The organism is Arthrobacter sp. NtRootA1 (genome assembly GCF_019976975.1).
Classification (GTDB): domain Bacteria; phylum Actinomycetota; class Actinomycetes; order Actinomycetales; family Micrococcaceae; genus Arthrobacter; species Arthrobacter aromaticivorans.
Map to the genome: position 1 here is coordinate 629,240 of NZ_AP024630.1, position 24,495 is coordinate 653,734.

General features: G+C 61.4%; 23 protein-coding genes. 13 read left to right on the forward strand and 10 right to left on the reverse strand.

The window, feature by feature from the left end:
- Nucleotides 1-35: 35 nt before the first annotated feature.
- Nucleotides 36-1,475, reverse strand: a complete 1,440-nt coding sequence (locus LDN90_RS03090; protein WP_223947876.1) for an MFS transporter — start codon at nt 1,473-1,475, stop codon at nt 36-38.
- Between the two features lie 96 nt (nt 1,476-1,571).
- On the opposite strand from LDN90_RS03090, the gene LDN90_RS03095 reads away from it, so the two are divergent.
- The 4 genes from LDN90_RS03095 to LDN90_RS03110 all read left to right on the forward strand — a co-directional run bounded on the left by LDN90_RS03095 (nt 1,572) and on the right by LDN90_RS03110 (nt 5,381).
- Complete coding sequence (locus LDN90_RS03095) at nt 1,572-1,949, forward strand: MarR family transcriptional regulator (protein WP_216921859.1); 378 nt, start codon at nt 1,572-1,574, stop codon at nt 1,947-1,949.
- A gap of 197 nt (nt 1,950-2,146) precedes the next feature.
- Complete coding sequence (locus LDN90_RS03100; protein WP_223947877.1) at nt 2,147-3,706, forward strand: M23 family metallopeptidase; 1,560 nt, start codon at nt 2,147-2,149, stop codon at nt 3,704-3,706.
- Between the two features lie 98 nt (nt 3,707-3,804).
- Nucleotides 3,805-4,287, forward strand: coding sequence for a glutathione peroxidase (locus LDN90_RS03105; RefSeq protein ID WP_216921852.1), 483 nt, complete (start codon nt 3,805-3,807; stop codon nt 4,285-4,287).
- Between the two features lie 140 nt (nt 4,288-4,427).
- A complete protein-coding gene (locus tag LDN90_RS03110; RefSeq protein ID WP_216921849.1) occupies nt 4,428-5,381 on the forward strand; it encodes a phosphodiesterase in 954 nt (317 codons plus the stop codon).
- Nucleotides 5,382-5,391: 10 nt separating this feature from the next.
- Here LDN90_RS03110 and LDN90_RS03115 read toward each other — a convergent pair whose 3' ends face one another.
- Nucleotides 5,392-6,921 carry a stealth family protein gene (locus LDN90_RS03115; RefSeq protein WP_223949224.1) on the reverse strand — a complete coding sequence of 510 codons (1,530 nt, stop codon included), beginning with the start codon at nt 6,919-6,921 and terminating at the stop codon, nt 5,392-5,394.
- Nucleotides 6,922-7,028: 107 nt separating this feature from the next.
- Nucleotides 7,029-7,949, reverse strand: coding sequence for a hypothetical protein (locus tag LDN90_RS03120; protein WP_216921846.1), 921 nt, complete (start codon nt 7,947-7,949; stop codon nt 7,029-7,031).
- Between the two features lie 136 nt (nt 7,950-8,085).
- Here LDN90_RS03120 and LDN90_RS03125 point away from each other — a divergent pair, with 136 nt between their 5' ends.
- Nucleotides 8,086-8,385, forward strand: coding sequence for a type II toxin-antitoxin system VapB family antitoxin (locus LDN90_RS03125; RefSeq protein ID WP_062069994.1), 300 nt, complete (start codon nt 8,086-8,088; stop codon nt 8,383-8,385).
- Nucleotides 8,386-8,407: 22 nt separating this feature from the next.
- Nucleotides 8,408-9,052, forward strand: coding sequence for a LytR C-terminal domain-containing protein (locus tag LDN90_RS03130; protein WP_223947878.1), 645 nt, complete (start codon nt 8,408-8,410; stop codon nt 9,050-9,052).
- 78 nt (nt 9,053-9,130) lie between these two features.
- Here the strand turns inward: LDN90_RS03130 and LDN90_RS03135 are convergent, their stop codons facing one another.
- From LDN90_RS03135 to LDN90_RS03155, 5 genes are all read right to left on the reverse strand, one after another.
- Entirely contained in the window at nt 9,131-9,817 is a 687-nt protein-coding gene (locus LDN90_RS03135) for a TetR/AcrR family transcriptional regulator (RefSeq protein ID WP_223947879.1), read from the reverse strand.
- A 156-nt stretch (nt 9,818-9,973) separates the two neighbouring features.
- Nucleotides 9,974-11,386, reverse strand: coding sequence for an MFS transporter (locus LDN90_RS03140; RefSeq protein WP_216921822.1), 1,413 nt, complete (start codon nt 11,384-11,386; stop codon nt 9,974-9,976).
- Nucleotides 11,387-12,213: 827 nt separating this feature from the next.
- Nucleotides 12,214-12,813 carry an NUDIX hydrolase gene (locus LDN90_RS03145; protein ID WP_223947880.1) on the reverse strand — a complete coding sequence of 200 codons (600 nt, stop codon included), beginning with the start codon at nt 12,811-12,813 and terminating at the stop codon, nt 12,214-12,216.
- A 97-nt stretch (nt 12,814-12,910) separates the two neighbouring features.
- Complete coding sequence (locus LDN90_RS03150) at nt 12,911-13,477, reverse strand: TetR/AcrR family transcriptional regulator (protein WP_223947881.1); 567 nt, start codon at nt 13,475-13,477, stop codon at nt 12,911-12,913.
- A complete protein-coding gene (locus LDN90_RS03155; RefSeq protein ID WP_223947882.1) occupies nt 13,477-13,944 on the reverse strand; it encodes a nuclear transport factor 2 family protein in 468 nt (155 codons plus the stop codon). Before LDN90_RS03155 ends, LDN90_RS03150 begins: the two co-directional genes overlap by 1 nt.
- Before the next feature lie 759 nt (nt 13,945-14,703).
- Between LDN90_RS03155 and LDN90_RS03160 the strand changes: the two genes are divergently transcribed.
- Nucleotides 14,704-15,480, forward strand: a complete 777-nt coding sequence (locus tag LDN90_RS03160; RefSeq protein ID WP_223947883.1) for a hypothetical protein — start codon at nt 14,704-14,706, stop codon at nt 15,478-15,480.
- Between the two features lie 277 nt (nt 15,481-15,757).
- On the opposite strand, the gene LDN90_RS03165 is transcribed toward LDN90_RS03160, so the two are convergent.
- Nucleotides 15,758-16,150 carry a hypothetical protein gene (locus LDN90_RS03165; protein ID WP_223947884.1) on the reverse strand — a complete coding sequence of 131 codons (393 nt, stop codon included), beginning with the start codon at nt 16,148-16,150 and terminating at the stop codon, nt 15,758-15,760.
- Between the two features lie 326 nt (nt 16,151-16,476).
- On the opposite strand from LDN90_RS03165, the gene LDN90_RS03170 reads away from it, so the two are divergent.
- From LDN90_RS03170 to LDN90_RS03190, 5 genes are all read left to right on the forward strand, one after another.
- Complete coding sequence (locus LDN90_RS03170) at nt 16,477-17,409, forward strand: LacI family DNA-binding transcriptional regulator (protein WP_263426278.1); 933 nt, start codon at nt 16,477-16,479, stop codon at nt 17,407-17,409.
- Nucleotides 17,410-17,589: 180 nt separating this feature from the next.
- Nucleotides 17,590-18,924 carry an extracellular solute-binding protein gene (locus LDN90_RS03175; RefSeq protein ID WP_223947886.1) on the forward strand — a complete coding sequence of 445 codons (1,335 nt, stop codon included), beginning with the start codon at nt 17,590-17,592 and terminating at the stop codon, nt 18,922-18,924.
- 36 nt (nt 18,925-18,960) lie between these two features.
- A complete protein-coding gene (locus LDN90_RS03180; protein ID WP_223947887.1) occupies nt 18,961-19,908 on the forward strand; it encodes a sugar ABC transporter permease in 948 nt (315 codons plus the stop codon).
- Between the two features lie 2 nt (nt 19,909-19,910).
- On the forward strand, nt 19,911-20,807 hold the full coding sequence (locus LDN90_RS03185; protein ID WP_223947888.1) for a carbohydrate ABC transporter permease: 897 nt from the start codon (nt 19,911-19,913) through the stop codon (nt 20,805-20,807).
- A 50-nt stretch (nt 20,808-20,857) separates the two neighbouring features.
- Nucleotides 20,858-22,396, forward strand: a complete 1,539-nt coding sequence (locus LDN90_RS03190; protein ID WP_223947889.1) for an alpha-N-arabinofuranosidase — start codon at nt 20,858-20,860, stop codon at nt 22,394-22,396.
- A gap of 98 nt (nt 22,397-22,494) precedes the next feature.
- Here the strand turns inward: LDN90_RS03190 and LDN90_RS03195 are convergent, their stop codons facing one another.
- Entirely contained in the window at nt 22,495-23,193 is a 699-nt protein-coding gene (locus tag LDN90_RS03195; RefSeq protein ID WP_223947890.1) for a DsbA family oxidoreductase, read from the reverse strand.
- 219 nt (nt 23,194-23,412) lie between these two features.
- On the opposite strand from LDN90_RS03195, the gene LDN90_RS03200 reads away from it, so the two are divergent.
- Nucleotides 23,413-24,495, forward strand: a complete 1,083-nt coding sequence (locus LDN90_RS03200; protein ID WP_216921762.1) for a glycosyltransferase family 4 protein — start codon at nt 23,413-23,415, stop codon at nt 24,493-24,495.

The following is a 24,495-nucleotide window of genomic DNA, read 5'->3' on the forward strand; positions in this document are numbered from 1 at the left end:
ATGAAGCTGTCGAAAGGACAGGAGCCGCGCACAATCTAGGAGCGGATGCGGCGCCTTGAAGGTGCTGCCGCCACCAGGAGGGCCGCGATGGCGACGACGGCACTGAGGATGAGGCCCGGGCGGTACTGTTCCAGCATGGCCTGGGCGCTGACGGTTCCAGTCGCCCGTCCGTGGCCGCTCACCAATGCTGTGGTGACAGCCAGGACCAATGCTGCTCCCACCTGGGTGCTGGTCTGGATCAAACCGGCAGCCAGGCCTTGCTCAGAGTCCTTGATGCCGGTGGTGGCCTGGACGTTGATGGACGGGAAGGCCAGGGCGAACCCGATGCCCAGCAGGATTACCGAGGGCAGGATGTCCAGGGCGTAGTTGGGCGTTGTGCCCACCCGGAGGAACAGGACGTAGCCCAATCCAAGCGCCGTGAGGCCTGTGAGGATGAGCTGGGTGGCACCGAATTTCTCGATCAACCGGTCAGCAAAAGGTGCACTCGTAGCCACCAGCAGTCCGGCGGGCAGCAGCGCCAGGGCCATGCCCAAGGGCGTCCAACCCAGTACAGACTGCAGGAACATGGTGACGATGAACTGGAAGCTCAGGTAAGAACCGAAGAGTCCTACGGCGCTGAGGTTGGCCCTGGCTACCCAGCCTTCTTTGAGGATGCCGAAGCGGATCAGGGGGTGCTTCACCTTGTTCTCGATCACCGCGAAGGCCGCAAGAATGGCCGCAGATACTGCGAATCCGGCGATAGTTGCCACAGATCCCCAGCCCTGCTCGGGCGCTGAAACCAAGGTGTAGACCAGGCCGAGCATGCCCAGTGCGAGCGTCACGGCACCCCAGATGTCGTGCCCGCTGTTTTCAGCGGACGGCTTGTCTTTCGGAATGAACTTCATGCCCAGCAGGACTACCGCGACGGCGATCGGCACGGACACCAGGAACGTCCACCGCCAGCTCAGGCTGGTCATCAGGCCACCGACCACAAGGCCCAATGAGAAGCCACTGGCGCCGAATGTGGTGAAGATGGACAGAGCCTTGTTGCGCTCGCGGCCCTCGGCAAAGTTGGTAGTGATGATGGAGAAACCTGTTGGCGCGGTGAACGCTGCGGCAAGGCCCTTGACGAACCGGGTAGCGATCAGGATCGCGGGATCGTCCACCAGGCCACCCAGGAGTGAGGCTGCGGCGAACACCGCCAGGGCGATGAGGAATATGCGACGGCGGCCCAACAGGTCCGCGAGCCGGCCGCCCAGGAGCAGGAGGCTTCCGTACCCAAGGACGTAGGCGGACACGATCCACTGGAGGGAATCGGTTCCGAGGTTGAGTTCCTGTCCGATCGAAGGCAGGGCCACGCCAACCATGGAAACATCCAGCCCATCCAGGGCGAGGACGGTGCACACAACCATCAGCAGGAGCCACTGGGCGCGCGTCCAACGGACGGCTGAAACCACGGGTTCGGCGGATCTTTGAAGGGTGGTGGGTGATGTCATGCATCCAAGCTATATGACACGTCATTGAATGACAAGGAATATGACGCGGAATATTATGACGTGGATTCTAAAGGCGGAATGGACTAGAATCAGGGCATGGCAACGACGCGTGATCGCCAACTCGTTGAGCAGTGGCGCAGCATTCAGGACTCCTACTTCCGTACCGCAGGAGCCATCGACCGCGCCCTGGAAGCCAAGTTCGATATCGGCCTGAACGAGTTCGAAATCCTGGACCTCGTCGCCGAAAGCACGGACGCCGCTTGCCGCATGAAGTCTTTGGGGGAGCGCACGCCCATGACCCAAAGCGCTGTGTCCAAGGTGGTGGACAGACTCGAAAAAGCAGGTCTGGTCTCCCGCCAGACGTGCGCCGATGATCGTCGCTCCCTGTTTCTGGAGCTCACAGACGCAGGCCGCGCGCTGCATGAATCTGCTGCCGTGGAACACCGTGCGCTGCTCAAGGAAAACCTCGGGTAGGGCGTCCTCCCCGAACCTCAAGATCCCTTGAGCAAAAACTGAGGAAACCCTGCGCTTCGCTGGGGCCTGAAAGCCTTTATTTTCATTTTGATTCCCGCAACAATGGTGCTTGCACGCCAGGCTGGGGTTTGGTGCCGCTGGCTTTGGGGAGTGTTCTTGTGGGCAAGCATAGTGAATCTGACCGATATGTAGACTTGGTGCGCAGCGACGGCTTTCGTCGGATGCTCATCGCCGGAATCCTGGCAGCCGTAGCCTTTTTCGCTTTTGGTTTCCAACCCCTAAATTCCGTTTCTACCGGCTCCGTGGATGGTTCTGTGGCGCAAGGCGTCGTTGGACCTTTCTCGCTTGGCAGCCTTGTGCCGCCGGAAGCCGAAACCACAGTGATAGACACCATGCCCGAGCCGCCGGCCCAAGAGGCCGGCACGCCCATGGTCTACTTCGACCGCGCACTTGTCCGGACTGTGGCCAAGGACGGATCGTCCGGCCTGACGGTCGCTTCGTCCGGCTTGTCGCGTCCACCGGCCGGCAGCCTCTACGCGCCGCTTGAAGTCCTCAATCCGAGCTCTCCATACGGATACCGCTACAGTCCGTTGACCGGACTTCCCGGCGAATTCCACTGGGGCCAGGATTACGCCGCCGCATGCGGCACGCGCGTCTACGCCGCAGACGCCGGTGTTGTCAGGGCCGTCGGTTGGCACCCTTGGGGTGGAGGCAACCGTGTTGAGATTGAACATGGCAACGGCCTGGTCACTACCTACAACCACCTTCAAGGGATTGGTGTGACGCAGGGCCAGTCCGTGCGCGTCGGAGAAGTCATCGCCGAGGTAGGGACCACCGGATGGTCCACTGGGTGCCACCTGCACTTTGAGACGATCGTCAACGGCCTGCATACCAACCCCAACGGCTGGATCTATCTGCCTCTCCGGCAGATTGATCCGCTGCAGAACATCACCATGGTGAACTACCAGCCTGGAGTTGGAACAGGTGTCACTGCGTCGCCGCAGTGGGCCGTGCCGGTGTCAGACAGCAGTAATCGGGCCGTTATCGGTGGCGACGACGAACAGACCGTTGCTCCGCCGGTGACCACCCAGCCGAGCACTTCGAGCACTACGCCGCCTGCCACTTCGGGCACTACGGCACCGGCTACCCAGACGCCGCCTGCCACGCAAACGCCACCAGCTACCTCGACTCCTACGCAGACTGTTACACCTACACCCACGGCAACGCCTACGGTTACAGCGACGCCAACGCCTACGGCCACGGCGACGCCAAGCCCGACGGCGACTTCCACACCGACGCCCACACCGACGTCCACCACAACGACACCCGGCACGACGACCACTGCGCCCAGCACGACGCCTGCGGTTCCCAACACCGCCACCGCGCCAGCCTTCGTCGAGCCCGTGGCGCCCGTCGCTCCAGCGGCGCCCGCTGATCCGGCTCCTGCTCCGGTAGCCCCTGCACCCGCACCCGTCGTGGTTGCACCGGCCCCCGTGGTTGTTGAGCCAGCGCCTGTGGTTGTTGCACCAGAGCCCGTGCTGGTTGCTCCCGCCCCGGTTGCGGTCACTCAGACCGTGGAGCCCGTGGCTCCGGTGCCGGCGGCTCCTGTTCCGGCGCCGAGCCCCGTCGCTGTGCTTCCATCAACTACTCCGGCAGTGGTCCTTCCGCCTGGATATGTCCTCGTTGGCCCGGACATGGTCCAGCGGCCGGACGGCGTGATCGTGCCGTTGTCTACGCTCATCCTTCCCGCGTCATAAGCCGGCGAGTAGGTACCCCTACGTTTCATGGCTTGGGCAGCTCCCCGTAAGCTCGATGGCGGCAATCCCGCCAGACGACGTCGTCAGGAAGCGATCACATGAGAACCCTCTACAGCATTCCCCTCACCTTCAATGATGGCTCTGAAGCAGACTTTGGACGCTTTGAAGGGAAGGCGGTCCTGGTGGTGAACGTCGCCTCCAAATGCGGCTACACCCGCCAGTATGCGGGCCTTGAGGAGCTCTACGGGAAGTACCGCGAGGACGGCCTTGAAGTCCTTGGCGTCCCCTGCAATCAGTTTGGTGGCCAGGAGCCCGGAGCTGACGAGGAAATCGCGGAGTTCTGCGAACGCAACTTTGGCGTCTCATTCCCACTCACCAGCAAGGCCAACGTGCTGGGCAAAGAGCAGCATCCGTTGTTTGCCGAGCTGACCCGGGATGAATCCGGGCAGCCGGTCAAGGTCAAGTGGAACTTTGAGAAGTTCGTCATAAACCGTGACGGCGAGCTGGTTGCAAGGTTCCCCTCCGCGGTAGAACCTGACGCGCAGGAATTGGTTGACGCCGTTGAAAAGGCGTTGTCATAAGAGTGGTCGATCTCGAAAGGAGAAAGTAATTTTCCAACATTCCGCCAGCAGTTAGCCTGTTGTTGGCTTGCTGTCTGGTTGGATTGGCAGTACTGGAATGACACGGGGGACACCGTCTCCCACCAAACGCTAAGGCAGCTATGGAGCTCATCGAGGCCGAGTACCCCAAACCAGGTCATGTGCTTTTGCACTTGAGCGATCTTCACCTGGTGGCCGGTCCAGGCACGCTCCACGGGTCTGTTGACAGCGCTGCCAGGCTGCAGGAGATCTGCGATCAGATCATTGCCTCCAAGATCAAGCCAGAGGCCATCATTTTCACGGGAGACCTTGCGGACAAGGGCGAATTCCAAGCCTACAAGCGCCTCCGGGACATGATTGAGCCGGTGTGCGATTCGCTGGGAGCAAAGGCCATTTGGGCCATGGGCAACCACGACGACCGCGCGAACTTCCGCTCTGCGTTCCTGGATGCCTCCGCCGTGAGCAGGCCCGAGGATCCCGTGGACCGCAGCTACTTCGTCAATGGGCTCCGGATCATTACCTTGGACACCACGGTCCCCGGACACCACTATGGCGAGTTGTCCGAATCGCAGCTTCAGTGGCTGGCTGCAGAGTTGGCCACTCCCGCCCCGGACGGCACCATCCTTGCCCTGCACCACCCGCCGGTCCCGTGCGTCCAGGACCTCGCAGTGTTGGTGGAGTTGCGCGGCCAAGCCGCCCTGGCCGCCGTCGTCCGCAATTCCGATGTCCGTACCATCCTGGCCGGTCACCTGCATTACTCCACGACGGCGGGCTTCGCCGGCATCCCGGTGTCGGTTGCCTCGGCGACCTGTTACACGCAGGACCTCGGCGTGCGCGCCGGCGGACAGCGGGGCCGGGACGGTGCCCAGTCCTACAACATGGTGCACGTCTACGAGCACACGATCGTGCATTCGGTTGTCCCCATGTCCGGTGGCGTCACTGTTGGCGAGCCGGTGGACGCGGCCGAAGTGCAGCGCCGCCTCACCGAAGCCGGCATCCGGATTCCGAGCCGTTCGCGGCGGGTACCAGCCCCGACGTCGCAGGAACTCGTCTCCCATTCGCGACACCGGGACTGACCCAGGGCTTCTATTTCTCCCAGGGGGCTTTGACGGGGAAGTATTTCTCCAGGAAGTCGGTCACCAGCTCCGCCCGTTCGTCCGCTTCAACCTCAGGGAAGCTGCCATCGTTGAGGCAGAAGAGATCCATGTGCCGTTTGGCCAGCAGCTTCGGGAGGTAATGGAGTCCAGACCACAGCGTGGTATCCACATAGCGGACCTTGGCATTGGTCTGGGTCACTGCCTTGCCGGTGAGCAGCGCGTAGTAGTGGTAGAACGAGTTGGTTACTGAGATGTTGTCCGCCGCACGGAAGCGGCTGGCCGCGGTCTTGGAGAACTCAGCAGGGAATTCGTGCTCCATCTGGGCCACCACGCTCCGGCGCAGGGGAGCGGCCGTGTGTTCCAGGTGCCTGGTGGTGATGCGTCCGAAGCGTTCCCACAGCAGCTTGCGGTTAACGCGGGCAGCGTTCTCGAAGCCACTGCGTTCGGCATCGTTCTCGCCGAGCCCAATGCGGGTGTCAGCCTCGATGAACTTGGTGATTCCGCCGGGTGTGAAGAACATGTCCGGGCCCACGGGACGGCCGAAGAACATGTCGTCGTTGGAGTAGAGGAAGTGTTCGGACAATCCCTCGATATGGTGCAGCTGGCACTCCACTGCTTGCGAGTTGTGGGTGGGCAATACCGACGGATCCGCGAAGAACTCCTCGCTGCGCACGATCGTGACCGAGGGATGGTCGGCCAGCCATGCCGGGGTAGGCGAATCGGTGGCGATGAAGATCCGGCGGACCCATGGTGCGAACATGTGGACCGAGCGCAGCGCATACTTCAGCTCGTTGATCTGCCGGAAACGGGCCTCATGGTCGTCGCCCTCGCCGAGGACAGCCCCGGCCTGCTGGGCGCGCCTCCTGGCGATGTATTCGGGGTCGCTGCCATCCACCCACGAGAAGACGATGTCGATGTCGAAGTCGATGTCGCTGGCGTGGTCCGCAAACATGTTCTCGATGGTCGGCCAGGTGAGGCCGTGCCGTTGCACGGTACCGCGAACGGCGTCCTGGCGCAGCATGGTACGCCGGGTCAGGGAATTCTCCACGGGGAGTTCAAGGTGGTCGCCTTCGAACCTCCACAGTTCCAACTGGACACCGAGGGCCGGGCCGTACCAAAGCCCGCCGCCGAGTTCCACCCTGGGCCGGTACAGACGGAAGATCCGTGCCTTCCGGTTGGCCGAGAGTTCGCCGTCAGCCACCAGGACCGAGGCTTTCTTCTTGGCATCAACAGTCATGGAGTAGAACGGCTCATTGCGGAAGGCGGCAACCAGTGCTTCGCGAACGTCCTTGCGCGACTCCCAGTCGACCGCGATGACCGGCCTTTCGTCGTTGCCGCGAACCAGGATGAAGTCCACGCCGGCGGCGTCCAAAGCGGCGCGGATGGCCAGGAGGTCGGCAACCATTGCCTGCTGGGGCGTGAGGTCACCGTTAAGCAGGGCGTACCGCCCGCGGTGACGGACGACGTCGGACCTGTGCTTCAGGTGGGCAACGACGGCAGGTGAGACCGCCTCGGCGATCGCATCTTCCTCTACGGTGGGGCTGCCGTGGTAAATCGGATCGACCTGTGCTTGCGTGATGGCTTTTCTCCGTACTGTTGTGAGTCGTTTCTGGGGAATGCGGGAGTCTAGATGTCCAGGGCCTCGCGCCAGCTGCGCAGGAAGGCTCCGCCGGCGTCGTCGTGAATGACGTCGTCCGCCAGCTCGAGGTCAGCGGCGGTAAGAATGGTGTAAGGCTTCACCGGAACGCCGTCTGCGGGCCGGACGTCCACGTGCTTCACATCGTGGTCGTTGTGGTGAAGCCAGTCTGCCATGGCGTAGTCCGTACGGGAATCACCCACGGTGCGCCAGGAGAGCGGGGTGATCCCTTGGGCGGCCAACATTTCCACTGCCCGGCTGGCGCCAAGGTCCTTTCCCAAGCGGACGGATTCGATGTCCGTGGAAATGATGGTGGGGTCCAGGCGGTAGTCCACGGTGTCATCGGATTCAGGGGCGTGGTGGTCCAGGATGGCTGCGTTCAGGCCGTGACGGTCCATGATGTTCAAGGCATCGGCGTCGAAGAGTTTTTGCTCGGCCAGGTAATCTTCGCTGGCCACCTCAACGTGCTGCTCAACGGAGACCATGGCGCGCTTGGTCTCATCGAAGAACATGTGCGCGGAGTATTCCTCGGCCACGAGCCTGCGGATGTCATCCCCGTATGCCTTGGGCACGGCGAGCTCGTGGTCCACGTGGATGGGTCCGGGGCCGGAAGCGGTGTAGCTGAACCAGACGGCACCCTTTTCGCAGATGGCGTGGATGATGGTCCCGGCCGGCATCCCGGCCTCGATCATCGGCCCCATGACCTGTTCGCTGATGAAGGCGTCCGAGCGGCCCGTGTTGAAGATGACGGGGATGCCGGCCGAAGCCAGCGCCACGAGGTCCGCGATGATATCCGGCTTGACGTCGCGCGTCACAGGGCTGGCGATGGGGCCGTCGACGTCCAGCAGCAGCGCGAGGGCTGGGGCCGTATGGGCAGCGGTCCGGTCGGTACCTTGGAGCGATTGAGTCATGCCCCTATTCTGTCAGTCCCCGAGGTGTGCATCACAGCTATGACGCCTGACGTCCGATAGTCACCGTTTGGCCACAACCTGCATGTGCCGGGGGTCACAAGTTCCGTTAGCGCAGCAACTTCCATAGGCTTGCAGGGTGATCTTCAAAGCTGTGGGCGAGGGACGCCCGTACCCTGACCATGGATATTCCGCGCCGCGTGACTGGGCTGCCCTTCCACCGCGGCCCGTTCGCCTCGATGAACTTGTCACCACCAAGCGCACCCTGGATCTGGAGGCATTGCTCGCAGAAGATTCAACATTTTTTGGGGATCTGTTCCCGCACGTGGTCCAGTATCAGGGCGTGCTGTACCTCGAAGATGGGCTCCACCGGGCAGTCCGCACCGCGCTCCACCAGAGGACGGCCATCCACGCACGCGTGCTGGTGATCGATGGCTAGGCAGCCCAAGCGTCCCAAAGATGTGACGCAGTTGCACGGGCACCATGTGGTGACCGGACCTGAGCTTCGCGCGACGTTCGCCGAGGACGCCCGTGCGCAGCGCAGCCGTTTCCGGCGCCGCGTCTTCCACGCCATTGTCCTTGTCCTGCTGGTTGGTGTCATTGCTGCCGGAGCAGTTGGTGCCTGGGCGATCATGAACGGTGTCATAAGGATTCCCACGGCGATCGCCAGCAAAGCGCCCACCAGCCTCTGCCCTGCCACGACGTTCGACTACGTACCGAACGAAACCGTGAACATCAAGGTCTTCAATGCCACCTCGCGGGCTGGGCTGGCTACTACTGTTGCCGACGAGTTCAAAGCACGGGGATACAAGGTCCTATCCGTGGACAACAGCGACACCGCGTACTCGGGGATCGGCGTGGTGGTCTCGGGAGTAAAGGGCCAGGCGGCTGCATTCAACGTCCAGCGGAATGTGGCCGGAACGGATTACTTCCAGGACAACCGCGAGGACGAATCAGTGGACCTCGTCCTCACCCGGGGATATCAAGGCTTGGTGGAACCGCAACTCGTGGATCAAACTCCAGGCAAGCTCGGCTGTCCGCGCGAGGACCTGAGGATCGCGGATAGCTCCCGGTGGCCGATCATCCCCACCCGCCCGGCTCAGTAGGAGGCGCGGCTCGATTTTCGCCACTCGAAGTGGTGGGCGATGCCCGGATTTGGGTGTCGCCGCTCTGTTGCTGTGGCGTTATCCGGCCAAGGTGTCCGGGACTGCACTATCCACGCGGACGGGCTTGCCCGCCTCGTCGAACTGCGCTCCCGCACCTAGCTGGATGAATCGCACCGTTTGCGCCGTCTGGAGCTCGACGTCGGAGGCTGGGGCAGGCGCCGGAGTCTCGCCGTCGGGCGTTCGATTGCGTCGTGCGGCACTGGCAGACAGTGTGCCGTGAATGAGCCGCGCCAACTGGGCGACGTCCGTGTCCGGGAGGTAGCCCTGCCGGACGCCGTCAGTCAGGATGTCCTGGAGGAGCAGGTTGAGGTCGCCCACGTGATCCGCGAGCTTCGCGAACGAGGCCGGGGAAAGAACGGCCGCCATCGCTGGGCCTGGCGGGAGGTGCCGGCGGCTGAGGTCCTCCACCTGGGCGCGGACATAGAGGGCCAGCCTGTCCACTGGATTTTCAAGAGCTGCCAGCGAATCGCGAAGGTCTACGATGAAACGCTCGGTTTCGTCCAGCGCGTACGCAATGAGCAACTGCTCCATGTCTGCGTAGTAGTTATAAACGGCGGTGCGGCCAACGCCTGCATGGCGCGCGACGTCCGTCATGGTGAGGCCAGGCAGGCCGTGGGTAAAGAGGAGTTCACCGAAGGCGGTCAGAATACGGCGTTGGGTCTCGGCGCGTTGGGCAGCATTCGTGGCGGCCGTGATCCTAGGCATATAGACACTTTACAGTGATGTGTCACCAAGTCCCGCCGGTTTGTTGGTCTAAATGAACGTAGGCGTGTCTACAGCTGTGCTGTAGACACGCCTACCCCAATCAGGGCAAGAATGATGACTCTTAGCTCTGACTCGAAGTCACGTGCAGTCCCGGTGTCAGTGGGAGAAGTCTGCTGAGATCTCGGCGAGGGTGCGCCCCTTCGTCTCAGGCGCGAGCCATTGCGAGAGGACTGCGCCGAGCAATGCGACGGCGGCGGCCACGACCATGGTTGCGCCCATGCCGATGTTGGCGATCGCCCAGGGCAGGGCGAAGGTGCCGAGTGCGGCTCCGATGCGGCTGAAGGACGCGGCGAAGCCCATGCCGACGCCACGCAGGTGGCCGGGGAATACCTCGGCCGGATAGACCTGGGTCATCGTGGTGTAGCCGGCATTGAAGTAGGAGAAGGCGAGAAACAGGACGAGCACGAGGAGCGCTGGTGCATTCCCCCAGACTCCGATGACCAGCAGGATGCCCGCGCAGAGCCACTGCCCGGGCACAGTGAGGATTCGGCGGCCGAGCTTGTCAATCAGAAGTACGCTGGTGACCACGCCCGCGACCGCAAGTGCGGACAGGCCGACTCCACCGGCCCAGCCGCCGCCGAAGCCGAATTGGTTGAGCACCTCGTCGGCGAAGGTCGCGATCGCGAAGTACGGAGTGACCGCGCAGAACCAAAAACCTGCAGTGAAGACGGTGGCGCGCCAGTACTGCCTGGAGAACAGCATGCCGAAGGAGGCGTTCTTGATTTTGGTCCCACTCTTCGCGGCTTCGGCCTCCTGGATCATCCTCAGATCCATCTCTCCGGTGATGCTGTCGTGCATCTGGGGCGATTCGACGTATCTGCGTGCGATCGCTAGTGCTTCCTGATGCCGTCCCTTCGTGATGAGCCAGCTCGGCGACTCGGGGAGGCCCATGCGGGCGAGGAACAGGACGAGTGCGAGTACCGTGCTCGTGCCGAGTACTAGGCGCCAGGGGGTGCCGGCGTCGTGCAGGAGCGTGCCGATGATGAATGCCATCATGAAACCGACGTACCAGGCGATCAGAGTCAGCCCGAGCAAACGCCCGCGGAGCTTCGGAGGGGAGAACTCTGATAGCAATGGCCCACCGATTGAGTACTCTCCTCCGATCGCGACGCCCATTAAGAACCGGATGGCGGCCAGCTGGATCACGGCCCCGTCTCCGGAAGTTACGAAGAACTGGGCCGCTGAGGCGACCAGGAACAGGCCCATGTCAACGAGGAACATGGGCTTGCGTCCGAACTTGTCAGTAGCCCAGCCGGCAAGCGGGGAGCCTACGAAGATACCAACCAGTGGGCCTGCAGCGATCATGCCCAGCGATAGTGCGTCGAGCTGGAGATCTGACCGCATGAGTCCGGTGACAGGGCCGATGATTCCGAGAATGTAACCGTCGAGGAACATCCCGCCGATGAAGACCGCGACAAGCCGCACCATGAAGCGGCGTTTGAACTTGGAGCTGGTCTCTTTTGGTATGGGGGTGTCGACGGAGGCCGTCGTCTTGGTCGGATGGATCATTGAGATTTGTTCCCTTCTGGCTTCAGCGCAAACCGCTGACGGCACCAGAGCGCCGTTGCTTAGATGCTCGGACAGCCGCAGCCCTTAGCGCCCGGTGGACGATGCCGGCTGGCTCGATGCCAGCCGACATGGCCGCGGGACGCGAGATGATTTCGGCGTCGTCATGTATCACTGCTTTTCGAGATTCATATGCCAAGGCCTTCGTTACCAGCGCCCTTGTGCCGACCCATCGAGATCACGACCTATAGTCGAGGTCGGCAAACTGTGACATATGACTCATATATCAGAACTCTAAAGGTGTGATGCGCCACAGTCAAGAGTTTGAGAAGGCGTGGACGCTTGGAGAGCCATTGTTTCTGAGGCCGTTGACCTCGTTAAATTTCTGTGATTCGTTTCGTTTGCGAGCGGGACTGCAACTCACAGCACGGGGAATCCACGAGGGACAAGTGGCACATTCATTTGCAAAGAACGCCCGAGGAGAAACGTTTGGTTCGGCCATGGATGCCGCTTTCCCAGACGATGAGCCAGATCTGATCAGGGCCGTTGGCGACGGAGGAACCGTGATCGGTACCAGGACGGTCGGACGCCCAGCTCCGACTTCGACCCGAAAATCTATAGGTGCCGGTGTCCGAATCGGGATCTATTTGTGGACGCTACTTATCAGGGCGCGAGCGGAATCCCAGCCGCACCAATGTTGTGGGGTGATAGAGGACCCTTGATGGGATTGCAAGGGCTCGGCTCGGATGCAAGAGGAAATTCAGGGAGTCTTTGCTGTCAGGTTTTTCGGCATATGGAGGCTGGAACCGAGGGGTGTCAGGCTCGTGTACTCATTGGATCCCACAAGGGGATCCTTCACCGGCCGCGATTGCTTGGACGGGTGGCAGCATTCCTTGAGCTGCTGCAGCTGAACGCGCGACGATGAGCGTCGGATCGACGATCTCTTGACTGGCAATGCGTGCATCCAGCTCTCGCACGGGCCTACGGACCAGGCGAACTTGCTCGGCTGGGTCAGACTGGTCGGCGTGACCTTCAGTTGTACCCGAAGTGCAGATAAAAACGTGTACGGGCCAAGCTGAGCGACCCGGATTCATGTAGTAGAGGTGGAGGGGTTGGAGATCCTTGGCTATAAGCCCGGTCTCCTCCTCGAGCTCTCGAAGCGCGGCCGACTGTGGCGGCTCGCCTGCTTGTCCAGCTCCAGCAGGCAGGTCGTAGATCCAACGCCCGATGGGGTATCGGTACTGACGGGTGAGCAAGACAGCGTCGCCGTCCACGACCAGTGTCGCCACCGCAAACGGAATGCTTTCGTCGACCTCGTACCGTGCTTCTGATCCGTCGGCGAGGACGACCGTGTGTTCGACTAACCTAACCCGGCCCTGGTGCGACACGCGCCGGCCCAGCGTGGTCCACGTTTGTTCCGGTTCTCCCATCCGACCACGGTATCAACGAAGCAGTTCGCGCCCATTAGCCGATCCTTTACCGGACGTCCGGGTTCCAAGAAGTGAGATGGGGCGGCGCATCCAGACGTCAGCTGAGGTGCGCGAGCAGACGACGCTCGACACGTTCCATGACCCCCAGGAAGGTAGACTCGTCGCCATAGGCCCGGGTAATGATGAGTCCACCCTGGATCATGGCAACGACGTCCAATGCGTTCTCGTGCGCATCCCCGGCGTTAAGCCCGCCGCGCTGCAGCAGGGCGGCCAACGCGTCAACCCAGTCCACGAAGTAGGCCTTGACCTCACCGGCGAACGTCTCCTTCTCCTCGCCGAGTGTCATTGCGGCGAAAAGGCAGACATTCTCGCGGGAGACGAAGTAGTCAGCGACCGCCTTAGTCATGGCCGAGACCGCCTCAGCGGCGTCTGTTGCGGAACGAAGCGGGGCGAAAACCTCATCCTCGAACCAGTCGCCCACCTGGTCCAGCACGGCCCTGGCCATGTCTGTCTTCCCCTCCGGGAAGAAGTGGTACAAGCTGCCGCGACCGATCCCGGCCTCCTGCTGGATGACAGACAGGGAGCTGCTCTCAAACCCTCGCCGGCGGAAGACACCGGCGAGGGCGCGCACGGCGTCCGGGCGTTCGAGGAGGGTGCGTGGCATTACAGTCCGAGTTCGCTCAGGCCGGGGTGATCCGCGGGGCGGGGCCCGGAGGTGTCCCAGAAGAACTTGCGGTCCGACTCGTTGATGGCGAGGTCGTTGATGCTCGCGTGTCGGTGTGTCATGAGTCCATCCTTGTCGAAGTGCCAGTTCTCGTTGCCGTATGCGCGGAACCACTGGCCTGCGGCGTCATGGTACTCGTACGCGAAGCGGACGGCAATGACGTCGTCGGTGTAGGCCCACAATTCCTTGATGAGCCGGTAGTCGAGCTCGCGCTCCCACTTGTCGGCGAGGAATTCGACGATGGCGGCGCGACCCTGCACAAACGTCGACCGATTGCGCCACCAACTGTTCTCGCTGTACGCGAGGGAAATGCGCTCGGGATCACGAGTATTCCAGCCGTCCTCGGCTGCACGGACCTTCTGGATAGCGGTTTCTTCGGTATAGGGAGGCAGAGGGGGACGAGACATAGTGGGTTCCTTCGCAAGCTAAGTTGTATCGATTGGTACAAGCTGTACTAAACAGTACAGCTTTTGGGTAATGGGCGTCAACCTCTTTCCCGACATGAGTCGTAAACCAGCGGCTACCAAAGCTGGGTGGCAGCCTCTAGGATCTGAACTTGCTGCGCGTGGATGCCTTCTTGATTTCATCTCTCCGCGGTTCTTCGCTATATCTTCCAGCGAGGCCCAGACGCAGGAAGTTGCCGACCGATTGTTCGCTTTGCAACACGAGGGCGCCCTTCATTATGAGACTGGTCGAACACGGCAGCCGGAATAGGCGCTCACGCCGAGTGACCACGCGCGCACTGTCCGACTGGCCGGCACTGCTCACGGCCCTTACGACGCGGCTGGTCAAGTCGTAGCCGGGTTCTACATCCTGAACGCGACCGATATCGACGAAGCGATAGACGCGCCACTGCACGCTAGCGGGCTGAGCTAATGCGCCAAATAGCGCCGCCACTTATCGCCGAAAGTCACAAAAATGAGCTGCTGCAACCGTCGGGCTCGCTGAGCCAGTGAGACGTCTCGAATCCTAAGGGTTACGACGCGTAACCTACCGCCGGTCTTTCCGGCTAGGTAGACCCGGGCGGTGAAAGCTGCCTCAAATGTTCTTCATTGTCATGGGTTCTCTGCCGGAGGAGACTTGGGGCGACGGCATCCAATCTCGGGCCGCCCACGGGGCCACCCGGCTGCGGGGCCTCACAGAACCTTGTAGCGGCTGGTGGATCAATGAGTTCTGTGACAGCGCTCGAAAAGGCCGCTCAGCGGTCACGCCATCTCGTGCCCTTGGTGACTGTCGCCCTGATTGGATGTCTCGGCGGCTGCGAATATGAACCCGATAACGTCCCCCTCCCGTCCGCCAGTTCTCCGACTACGGAGGCCCGCACGGTCCCGCCGCTGCCAGAGAGTCGCGACACCGGCACGGTCCCACCGCTGCCGGAGAGCGGCGACGTCGACGCCGGCACATACCTCGTCCCCGTCGCCGGCTACACGGAACCTTTCAAGATCACCGTGCCAGACGGCTGGTTTGCTCTCGACGGCCACAGCCTGGGCAAGGACGACCCGGATCACCCGGCTGAATGGGCCGTCTACATAACTCTTTCGCGCGCGTACTATGTGGCGAAGGACGCATGCACCTGGAGGGGCGCCCTTGCCGATTCCGGTCCGTCGGCCGAGGCCTTCGTTGACGCGATGGCGGCGCAGTCGTCAACGGCAAGCACCCCTCCCGCCAAGGTCATGGTAGGCAATTACTCCGGCTTCGAGTTCGACCACTCCGTCGAGGGCAACGTGGACATCACAGCCTGCAACGGCGGTCAGTTATGCATCCACTCAGAAGATACACAACGCTGCTCACGCTGGTACTTAACTCGGAATGAACACGAAACCTACCGGGTGGTCGACCTGAACGGCCAGCGGGCTGTCGCCGCGGTGAGCCATATCGACGAATCGATCAATCCGGAGCTGATGAGGGAGGCACGCGCCGTCTTCGACTCGATCGTGTTCTAGTCCGATAAGTGACCATCTGATCCGATAGGCGATCCCGCCAACGGGCGCCGGCTCCTTCTCTGAACCCACCTGCATGTCTTTGAGCAAGACTCCCTTATGACCGTAAAGCTGCAGGACTGTGAAGTCTCGATCTCGACGGATACCTCTCGACCTAGCTCGGTCATATGCTCACAATAGAGACGTCAGCTCCGCCAGCGCTGGATTCACCGTCGGGTAAGGGATCCCGCAACGGGACGGCAGCGCTAAACCAACTGCCTAGCCACTGGGTTTCTGTACTTCAAACGATTCGCTGGCGAACGTCCCTGAGGGACTTGATGCCTTCGTGACGAAGGATCCTAACCGTCATGAAGACCACCAAAGCATGCAGGAGGACCAAGCCAAACGTGCCGCCAAATTCGCTGAGGAACACCGCCATCATCGCGATGGACATCAATGAGTAGACGATGGCAGCAACCAGCGGTGCCGGGCTCATCGTGCCCAATCCGCGTAAATTCCAGATTCCAATGAAGAGGCCCGCAAGGGACAACACACTGAATCCCACGATCACAGCCACAACGGTTGCGATCCAACCGACAGGTACGTGTTTTCCCGCTGCCTGGTAGTCCAGGAATTGCCCATTGATCTCAACCGTATTCGCGACAGTTATCCATGCCGTGAACAGTCCGAACATCAAATCGACGAAGCCCAGACAGTAACGCCTGAACCTCGTCGCTCCATCCGGAAGTGTATCTCGCCGACTGCGCTGTCCGTTCTTGTGAGCATGGCGTACAACAAGCCGCGCCCGTAGCCTTTGAGCTCGCCGCTTACCATGTGTGTTCACAGCAAATCTGATGCGACGATCGTTGGAAACCGCCCCTTCCCGGGAGCATGAGGTGTAGACAAACTCGCGTAACATCGTGGGAACCGGACACTAATTCATGAGGGGGACTGTTGCGGGCAACGGTCAAGGATGTGGCGCGCCGGGCGGGGGTGTCGCCGAAAACCGTCTCGAACGTCATGAACGGAATCGTGCCGGTCAGCGCTCCAACGCGGCTCAGGGTTGAGCAGGCCATGCAGGAGCTCGACTACGTTCCCAACCTTTCCGCGCGCGGGCTCCGCAACGGCCGTTCGGGCGTCATCGCTTTGGCGCTGCCGGACCTGGCAACTCCGTTCTCCGCTGAAATGGCCCAGAGCATTGTGGAAGTGGCCCACGAGCAGGGCTGGAGCGTCCAGATCGAGGAAACAGGTTCCGATCCGCAGCGTGAGCAGGAGCTGATGACCCGGGCGCGCTCCAACCTCATCGACGGGCTAATTCTCAACCCGGTGGTGCTGGATGAAAGTGCCGTCAAGGTTGGCGTGGCCTTGCCTCCCGTTGTGCTGTTGGGTGAAGTGGCCCAGGAGCTTGCGGACCGCGTTTACGTGGACAGTTTCGCAGCGGCGCGGGATATGACGTTGGCCCTGGCCAAATCCGGGCGTCGGCGTATCGCGGTGTTGGGCATTAACAAGACCAGGCAGTCTGCCACCTCGATTCAACGGAGGCGGGGTTACGAGGCCGCCCTCCAGATCCTCGGGATCCCGCGCGATGAATCCTTGCTGATTTCGTGCGGACTGTGGACGCCTGGATCTGCAGCCGAATCACTGGCCCGCTATCTGGATTCCAACCCGCTGCCGGAGGCGTTATTTTGCTTCACGGATTCGCTGGCCATTGGCGCCCTCAATGCGCTGTGGAAGAGGGGCGTTCGTGTCCCTGAGGACATCGCTGTGGCCGGATTCGACGACGTCACGGACGGGCGCTACGCCGTTCCCTCGCTGACTACCGTGTCTTTCGACAAGCGGACCATCGCCACCGAAGCGCTGCGCCTCCTCACTGAGCGCATGGCGGACAGGACCCACGGACAACGTGTCGTCACGGTGGACTACACCATTGTTGAGCGGGACAGCACCCGCTAAGCGGTCTCTGACATTTAACTGTGCGCGCTAACAATTTCTCTTGCCTCAATTTTTACAACGATGTAATGTGAGAGCCGCGTCACCCCCGGGCCACCCTTTTACCCGGCAGTGGGGATGCACCGAAGCCGGATTTGCGCAGCAGTTGTGTCCTTTCAGCGGACCCTTCCAAAGGAGTGACGGGTGAAGCAGTTTGAATCTTTGACCGGGAAACAGTTGTCCCGGAGACAGTTATTGACGGGATCGGCCCTCCTCGGAGGCGGGCTTCTGGCCACTAGCCTCACAGGCTGTGGAGGTGCGGCCCAAGCCACCGGCGTCAGGGAGATCGGCTTCTGGCATCTCTTGTCCGGCGGGGACGGTACCAAGATGCAAACGATGATCGCCAATGCCAACCAAGCCAATCCCGGCTTCAAGGTGCACCCCACCGTGTTGGCATGGGGCCCGCCGTACTACACCAAGCTGGCCATGGCATCTGCCGGGGGCCGACCTCCAGAGGTAGCCATTATGCATGCCAGCCGAGTCCCGGGATATGCCCCGGGCGGCCTCATAGAGCCTTGGGATCTGGGGCTGCTGGCGGAGAATGGCATCACGCCGGAGAACTTCGCGCCGCGCATCTGGGAAAAGGGCCAGCAAGGCGGAAAAGTCTTCTCCCTGGCGCTGGACTCCCACCCGTTCATCATGTTTTACAACACTGACGTCGCCGCCAAAGCGGGGCTCCTGGAAGGCGATGGCCAGTTGCACGAGGTCAGTTCGCCGAACGAGTTCAAGGCCATGGCACTGGAGATGCAAAAGGTCACCAAGGCACATGGATTGTCCTTTGGCTACCTGAACCTGGGCTCGCAGATGTGGCGGCTGTTCTACACGCTCTATAAGCAGCATGGAGCGGAAATTGTCCTCACGCCCGGACGGCAGATGGAGGCGGATAGGGACGCTGCGATCGAATCGCTGGAATTCATGGCCTCGCTCTTCGACGACACCATCGCGGCCAAGAGCGGCGACATCAACACCGGTATTGCAGAATTCGTCCGTGGCGATTCGGGAATGCTCTTCAGTGGAGGCTGGGAACTGCCCACCATGAAGAAAGCAAAGTTGCCGGTTGACGCCGTCACCATCCCGACTCTTTATGGGACGCCCGCCTCGTACGCCGACTCTCATTCCTTCGTCCTCCCGCGCCAGCTCGTGGTGGATGAAGTGAAGCGGAAGGATGCGTACAAGTTCGTCAGTGACGTTCTGAAGGGTTCGCTGTTGTGGGCTGAGGCAGGCCATATCCCGGCGTTCCAGCCCGTGGTTCAGTCGCCAGCCTACGGCCAGCTCACGCCTCAGATCCACTACGCCAACGCGGCGGACATCATCGCCTACGATCCCGAGGCGTGGTTCAGCGGCTCCGGCTCTGACTGGCAGACCTACTTTGCCGAGCATATCCAGAACGTGCTTCTGGGGCGTGACAAAGCAAGCGCCGGGTGGGATGGCTTCGTGGCCCGCACCAACGACCTTCTATCCCGTCCCAATCCGGTCTGACCGGGACCAGCGCACCGAGCGACAAAGGAGTCCTTCATGAGTTCCTCTACACTGTCCCGGCAGACCAGCCAACCACGGACAACACCCAGCCCAGGCATCAAGTCCGGGCTATCTCTCCGAAGAAGAAGGGACACCCTGAACGGGTGGGCATTTGCAGCACCCTTCCTGGTGTTCTTCCTCGTCTTCCTCGTTTGGCCCATTCTGTACGGCTTTTACATGAGCCTCACGGGCAAATCCCTGACAGGCGCCAACGACGCTCTCATCGGTTTTTCCAACTACGCCGAAGCCTTTGCCGATGCCGGCATGTGGCGTTCACTGGGCAACACGTTGTACTTCACAGTCATCAGTACAGTTCCCTTGGTGCTGGTTGCGTTGGTCATGGCGGCGCTGTTGAACATCGGCCTTCCAGCCCAGTGGCTGTGGCGGCTCTCCTACTTTGCCCCGTTCCTGTTGGCGTCCACGGTTGTGTCGTTGTTCTTCGTCTGGATGTACAACCCGCAGCTCGGCCTGATCAACGATTTCCTGTCAAAGTTCGGCATCGCAAAAGTGGGGTGGCTTAACGATCCCAATGTGGCCATGTGGTCAATCGTGATCGCGACACTCTGGTGGACTGTTGGCTTCAACTTCCTGCTCTACCTGGCGGCAATGCAGAACATCCCCGTCCAGCACTACGAAGCAGCGTCACTGGACGGTGCCGGCGCCTGGCGGCAATTCTTCTCCATTACTCTTCCGCAGCTCACGCCCACCACCGTGATGATTGTGTTGCTCCAGATCCTGGCTTCCCTGAAGGTCTTTGACCAGATTTACCAGATGACAGCCGGGGGTCCGGGCGGATCTACCCGTCCCGTGGTCCAGTACATCTTCGAAACCGGGTTCACCGGATACCGGCTGGGATATTCCGCAGCTATCTCCTACATCTTCTTCGGACTGATCGTGCTGGTTTCCGCGCTGCAGTTCGTCATCACCCGCCGCAGGAGCGCATAGCCATGGCAATCACCACCCTCACCCGTTCGACCCCAGCCACCGGTAACCGCCAAGTCATACGGCAGCCGCGCAAAAAACTGACAGTGGGCAAGATCGCGGCAGTCACGGCCGCCGCCTTCATTGCCGTCCTCTGGCTGATCCCGTTCGCCTGGGCCACGGTTACTGCGTTCAAGTCCGAAGCGGATGCGTCAGCGTCCAAGATCAGCTGGGTTCCGCCGTCGGGCTTTACCTTTGACGCTTTCGTCAACGTGTTCCAGGCAGGGAACATCCCGCTCTGGACGTGGAACTCGCTCTACACCTCCGCGGCCATTACGGCAATCACACTGGTGATCTCCGCCCTCATCGCTTACGCACTCTCCAGGATCGAGTTCAAAGGCAAGAAGGTTCTGATGGTCGTGATCATCGCGGCCATCATTGTCCCGCCACCCGTGCTGATGATTCCGCTGTTTTACCAAATGCTCGCGTTCAAAATGATCGATACCTCATGGGCAATCATCCTGCCGCAGGTGATTCACCCTGCCATGGTGTTTGTCCTCAAGAAATTCTTCGACCAGATCCCGCATGAACTGGAAGAAGCGGCAGTGATGGACGGTGCCAGTCGTCTCCGGATCTTCCTGCAGATCATCCTGCCGTTGTCCCGGCCCATCCTGGCCGCCGTCGCGATCTTCGTGTTCATCGGTGCGTGGAACAACTTCCTGTGGCCGTTCATCTCCACCAACGACGACTCCCTTCTGACCCTCCCGGTGGGTCTGCAAACCATCAAGAGCGCCTACGGCGTCCAGTACGCGCAGAACATGGCGTCTGCCTTGCTGGCAGCTTTGCCGCTCATCGTCGTCTTCCTGTTCTTCCAACGCCAGATCATCAAGGGCATCTCGACGACGGGACTCGCCGGCACCTGACCGGCCGCTTCTTACGCATCACCAGACCTAAAACACAACCAAGGAGACAAATGTCCCGCGCACGCATCACCCTCGATCGCGATTTCACCATCGGCGAGGTACCCCGGCGCCTCTTCGGCTCCTTCGTGGAGCATATGGGTCGCTGTGTATACAGCGGCATCTACGAACCCGGACACCCTGAGGCCGACGAGAACGGCTTCCGCCAGGACGTCCTGAAGCTCGTCAAGGAACTAGGTGCCACCGTCATCCGGTACCCCGGCGGAAACTTCGTCTCCGGCTATAACTGGGAGGACGGCATCGGCCCGCGCGAGTCCCGGCCCCGCCGCCTGGACGGCGCCTGGCACACGGTGGAAACGAATGCTTTCGGCCTGCACGAGTTTGTGGACTGGTCCAAGCAGGCCGGCACGGAAATCATGGAAGCAATCAATCTGGGCACCAGGGGAGTGGATGCTGCCCGCGAGATCGTGGAGTACGCCAACCACCCGGGCGGCAGCTACTGGTCGGATCTCCGCGCCAAGAATGGCCACAAGGACCCGTTCGATATCAAGCTCTGGTGCCTGGGCAACGAAATGGACGGTCCTTGGCAGATCGGCCACAAGACCGCCGAGGAGTATGGGCGACTTGCCCAGGAAGCGGCCAAGGCCATGCGCTTCGTGGACCCGGACATTGAATTGGTGGCCTGTGGCAGTTCCAACTCCCGGATGCCTACGTTCGGTGCCTGGGAGCAAACGGTCCTCACCCACACCTATGACGAGGTGGACTACGTTTCCCTCCACGCCTACTACTTCGAAGAAGAAGGCGACGTCGGCAGCTTCCTGGCATCCGCCGTCGACACCGACTACTTCATCGAGTCAGTGATCGCCACCGCGGACGCCGTCCGGGCCAAGGGCAAGCACAAGAAGCACATCAACCTGTCCTTCGACGAATGGAACGTCTGGTACCAGCGTGGCCTGGACACTGAGGACCAGCCTCACAACGTGATCAAGGCTGGCTGGCGCGAGCACCCCCGTGTCATCGAGGACAAGTACAACGTGACGGACGCGGTGGTGGTGGGAACCCTGCTGAACTCGCTGCTCCGCCACGGCGACCGCGTCAAGATCGCCAACCAGGCGCAGTTGGTCAACGTCATCGCGCCCATCCTGTCGGAAGAGAACGGGCCGGCCTGGAAGCAGACCATTTTCCATCCGTTCGCCCGGATGGCTGAGCTCGCCAAGGGCCAGATCCTGCGGCTTTCCGTGGACTCGGACAAGTACGAGAATGAGCGGTTCGGCGGCACGGACCTTGTGGACGTCAGCGCCACGTGGAACGAGGAAACAGGGCGCGTTGCGCTGTTCTTCGCGAATCGCGGGCTGGAGGAAGCGGCCGACGTCGAGGCAGCCCTGCGCGGTTTCGACGCCCGGCAGGTTGTCCGTGCCGAAGTCCTGGAGATCCCCGAGGGCGGCGACAGGTTCACCACCAACACCCAGGACCAGCAGGGCCGGGTCGGCCTGAAGCCGCTGGAAGGCGTCAAGGCTACTGGTTCGGAACTCCGGCTGACGCTGCCCGCATTGTCCTGGGCCGTCGTCGAGCTTGAGGTTGTGAAAAACTAGCGCCGCACCCAACTGAGTCGCACTTGAGCGCGTTTTGAGCTCTCATAACGCGCACTACTGCGACTCAGTTGGGTTCGCGTACGACGGCGGGTGGCTGGCTAGATTGCGCAGCCGTCAGGGCCGCATGCCTCGGCATCGGACGCGCCCACGGGGATCAGGGGATTGGCTTCCTGCCACGCCTGGTTCAGCGCTTCGCTGAAGAGCGCCGCCGGCTGCGCACCGGAGATGCCGTACTTGCGGTCGATCACGAAGAACGGAACACCGGTGACGCCGATAGCGCGGGCTTCATTGATGTCCTCGTTGACGGCGTCCGAATATTTGTCGGTGGTGAACAGCTCTGCGACTTCCTTAGCCGGGAGTTCCAGAGCGGCGCCAAGTTCCGTGAGGTACTCCTGGTTGCCAATGTCCTTGCCGTGCTCAAAGTGATCGCTGAGCAGGCGTTCCTTGGCGGCATCCTGGCGGCCATGGGCTGCGGCGAGGTGGATCAGGCGATGGGCCGTGAAGCTGTTGGCAACCACTACCTTGTCGAAGTGATAGTCCAGGCCTTCGCCCTTGGCGGTCTCGGTGACGTGGGCGAACATCTGCTTGACCTGCTCCGGAGCCATGCCCTTGCGCTTGCTCAGGTAGTCCAACTCCGTGCCGTCATAGTGTCCCGGGATTGAAGGGTCCAGCTGGTAGCTCTTCCACTCGATGTCCACGGAATCACGGTGCGGAAACTGTGCCAGGGCCGTCTCAAAACGGCGCTTGCCGATGTAGCACCACGGACACGCGACGTCGGACCAGATCTCAATCTTCATGCTTTGGTCAACCTTCAGGGCCTGGCGCGCATTCCGGAAAAGTCTGTTATTTTCGTCACCCATTGCCGGGGCTGGTGTGCCCAGCCTAATGTGTGAAGCAGGTTATGCAGTTAGCCGGTGGGGGCGCTCTTCGCCCCAAGAATCGCGTGTGTCTGGGGCCGCGATGATCACGAGGTGAATCCCGTGCGTGGGGTTCGCATATTTGTGGAGGCCTTCAGCATGCGCATTGGATTGATAGTTGGACCATGGTTCCCAGTCCCCCCGGAACGGTATGGCGGCACGGAACGGGTTGTGGATGCCTTGGCCCGTGCCTTATCCGATGCAGGGCATGACGTACTCCTGGCTGCGGCGTCTGACAGCACCTGCCCCGTTCCGCTGCTGCGTGGCTTCGGGCCGAGTGAGCCTGAAGAGTTGGGGTTGACGCTCAGCGAGCTGCACCACGTCATCAAGGCATATGCCGGCATGCAGGACGTGGACATCATCCACGACCACACCCTTGCCGGACCTCTCTATGCCCACCGGCCGCTGGATGTACCCGTGGTGACCACCGTGCATGGTCCGCTGACGCCAAGATACGCAGGGCTGTACCGGGACATGGCCAAGGACACCGGGATCATCGCAATCTCGCATGACCAATGCAGCCGCATTTCCGATCTGCAAATATCGGCCGTCATTCACCACGGCCTGGATCTCTCCACGGTTTCCGTGGGCGACGGTTCCGGCGGGTACGCGTGCTTTGTGGGACGCATGTGCCCGGACAAGGGGCTGCTGGAAGCGGTGGCCGTTGCCCGCGAGGCCGGGGTGCCGCTGCGTATCGCCGCAAAGATGCATGCCAAGGATGAGCAGGACTATTACCACGATGTCGTGGAGCCGGTCCTTGGTTCACAGGAAGAATTCCTAGGGGAACTTTCAGATCCGGAGAAGTACGAGCTCATGGGCGGAGCGATGGCCATGATCAATCCCATCCAGTGGCATGAGCCGTTCGGGCTGGTAATGATCGAGTCGCTGGCTACTGGAACCCCTGTATTGTCCACCCCCATGGGTGCCGCCCCGGAAATAGTCCAACACGGCGTCACGGGATACCTGGCGCAGACCAATGAACTCGCAGGGTTTGTGCAGGACGTGCAAGGGCTTAGCCGTGCGGAGTGCCGGCGTACCGTGGATGAGTATTTCAATGCAGCACGGATGGCGTCGGACCATCTGGAGCTTTATGCCGCGGTCATCGAAGAATTCAAGGCCGGAGGCCTTCCGGGTAACGGCAAGTTGCAAGACAATCAGAGGCAAGCCCCTATCAACCTGTGA

Excerpts from the sequence above, each read along its gene's own strand:
- LDN90_RS03090 (WP_223947876.1), bottom strand. The coding sequence starts at position 1,475 with ATGACATCACCCACCACCCTTCAAAGATCCGCCGAACCCGTGGTTTCA.
- LDN90_RS03095 (WP_216921859.1), top strand. The coding sequence starts at position 1,572 with ATGGCAACGACGCGTGATCGCCAACTCGTTGAGCAGTGGCGCAGCATT.
- LDN90_RS03105 (WP_216921852.1), top strand. The coding sequence starts at position 3,805 with ATGAGAACCCTCTACAGCATTCCCCTCACCTTCAATGATGGCTCTGAA.
- LDN90_RS03110 (WP_216921849.1), top strand. The coding sequence starts at position 4,428 with ATGGAGCTCATCGAGGCCGAGTACCCCAAACCAGGTCATGTGCTTTTG.
- LDN90_RS03120 (WP_216921846.1), bottom strand. The coding sequence starts at position 7,949 with ATGACTCAATCGCTCCAAGGTACCGACCGGACCGCTGCCCATACGGCC.
- LDN90_RS03135 (WP_223947879.1), bottom strand. The coding sequence starts at position 9,817 with ATGCCTAGGATCACGGCCGCCACGAATGCTGCCCAACGCGCCGAGACC.
- LDN90_RS03140 (WP_216921822.1), bottom strand. The coding sequence starts at position 11,386 with ATGATCCATCCGACCAAGACGACGGCCTCCGTCGACACCCCCATACCA.
- LDN90_RS03145 (WP_223947880.1), bottom strand. The coding sequence starts at position 12,813 with ATGGGAGAACCGGAACAAACGTGGACCACGCTGGGCCGGCGCGTGTCG.
- LDN90_RS03150 (WP_223947881.1), bottom strand. The coding sequence starts at position 13,477 with ATGCCACGCACCCTCCTCGAACGCCCGGACGCCGTGCGCGCCCTCGCC.
- LDN90_RS03155 (WP_223947882.1), bottom strand. The coding sequence starts at position 13,944 with ATGTCTCGTCCCCCTCTGCCTCCCTATACCGAAGAAACCGCTATCCAG.
- LDN90_RS03160 (WP_223947883.1), top strand. The coding sequence starts at position 14,704 with ATGAGTTCTGTGACAGCGCTCGAAAAGGCCGCTCAGCGGTCACGCCAT.
- LDN90_RS03165 (WP_223947884.1), bottom strand. The coding sequence starts at position 16,150 with ATGTTCGGACTGTTCACGGCATGGATAACTGTCGCGAATACGGTTGAG.
- LDN90_RS03170 (WP_263426278.1), top strand. The coding sequence starts at position 16,477 with ATGAACGGAATCGTGCCGGTCAGCGCTCCAACGCGGCTCAGGGTTGAG.
- LDN90_RS03180 (WP_223947887.1), top strand. The coding sequence starts at position 18,961 with ATGAGTTCCTCTACACTGTCCCGGCAGACCAGCCAACCACGGACAACA.
- LDN90_RS03185 (WP_223947888.1), top strand. The coding sequence starts at position 19,911 with ATGGCAATCACCACCCTCACCCGTTCGACCCCAGCCACCGGTAACCGC.
- LDN90_RS03190 (WP_223947889.1), top strand. The coding sequence starts at position 20,858 with ATGTCCCGCGCACGCATCACCCTCGATCGCGATTTCACCATCGGCGAG.
- LDN90_RS03195 (WP_223947890.1), bottom strand. The coding sequence starts at position 23,193 with ATGAAGATTGAGATCTGGTCCGACGTCGCGTGTCCGTGGTGCTACATC.
- LDN90_RS03200 (WP_216921762.1), top strand. The coding sequence starts at position 23,413 with ATGCGCATTGGATTGATAGTTGGACCATGGTTCCCAGTCCCCCCGGAA.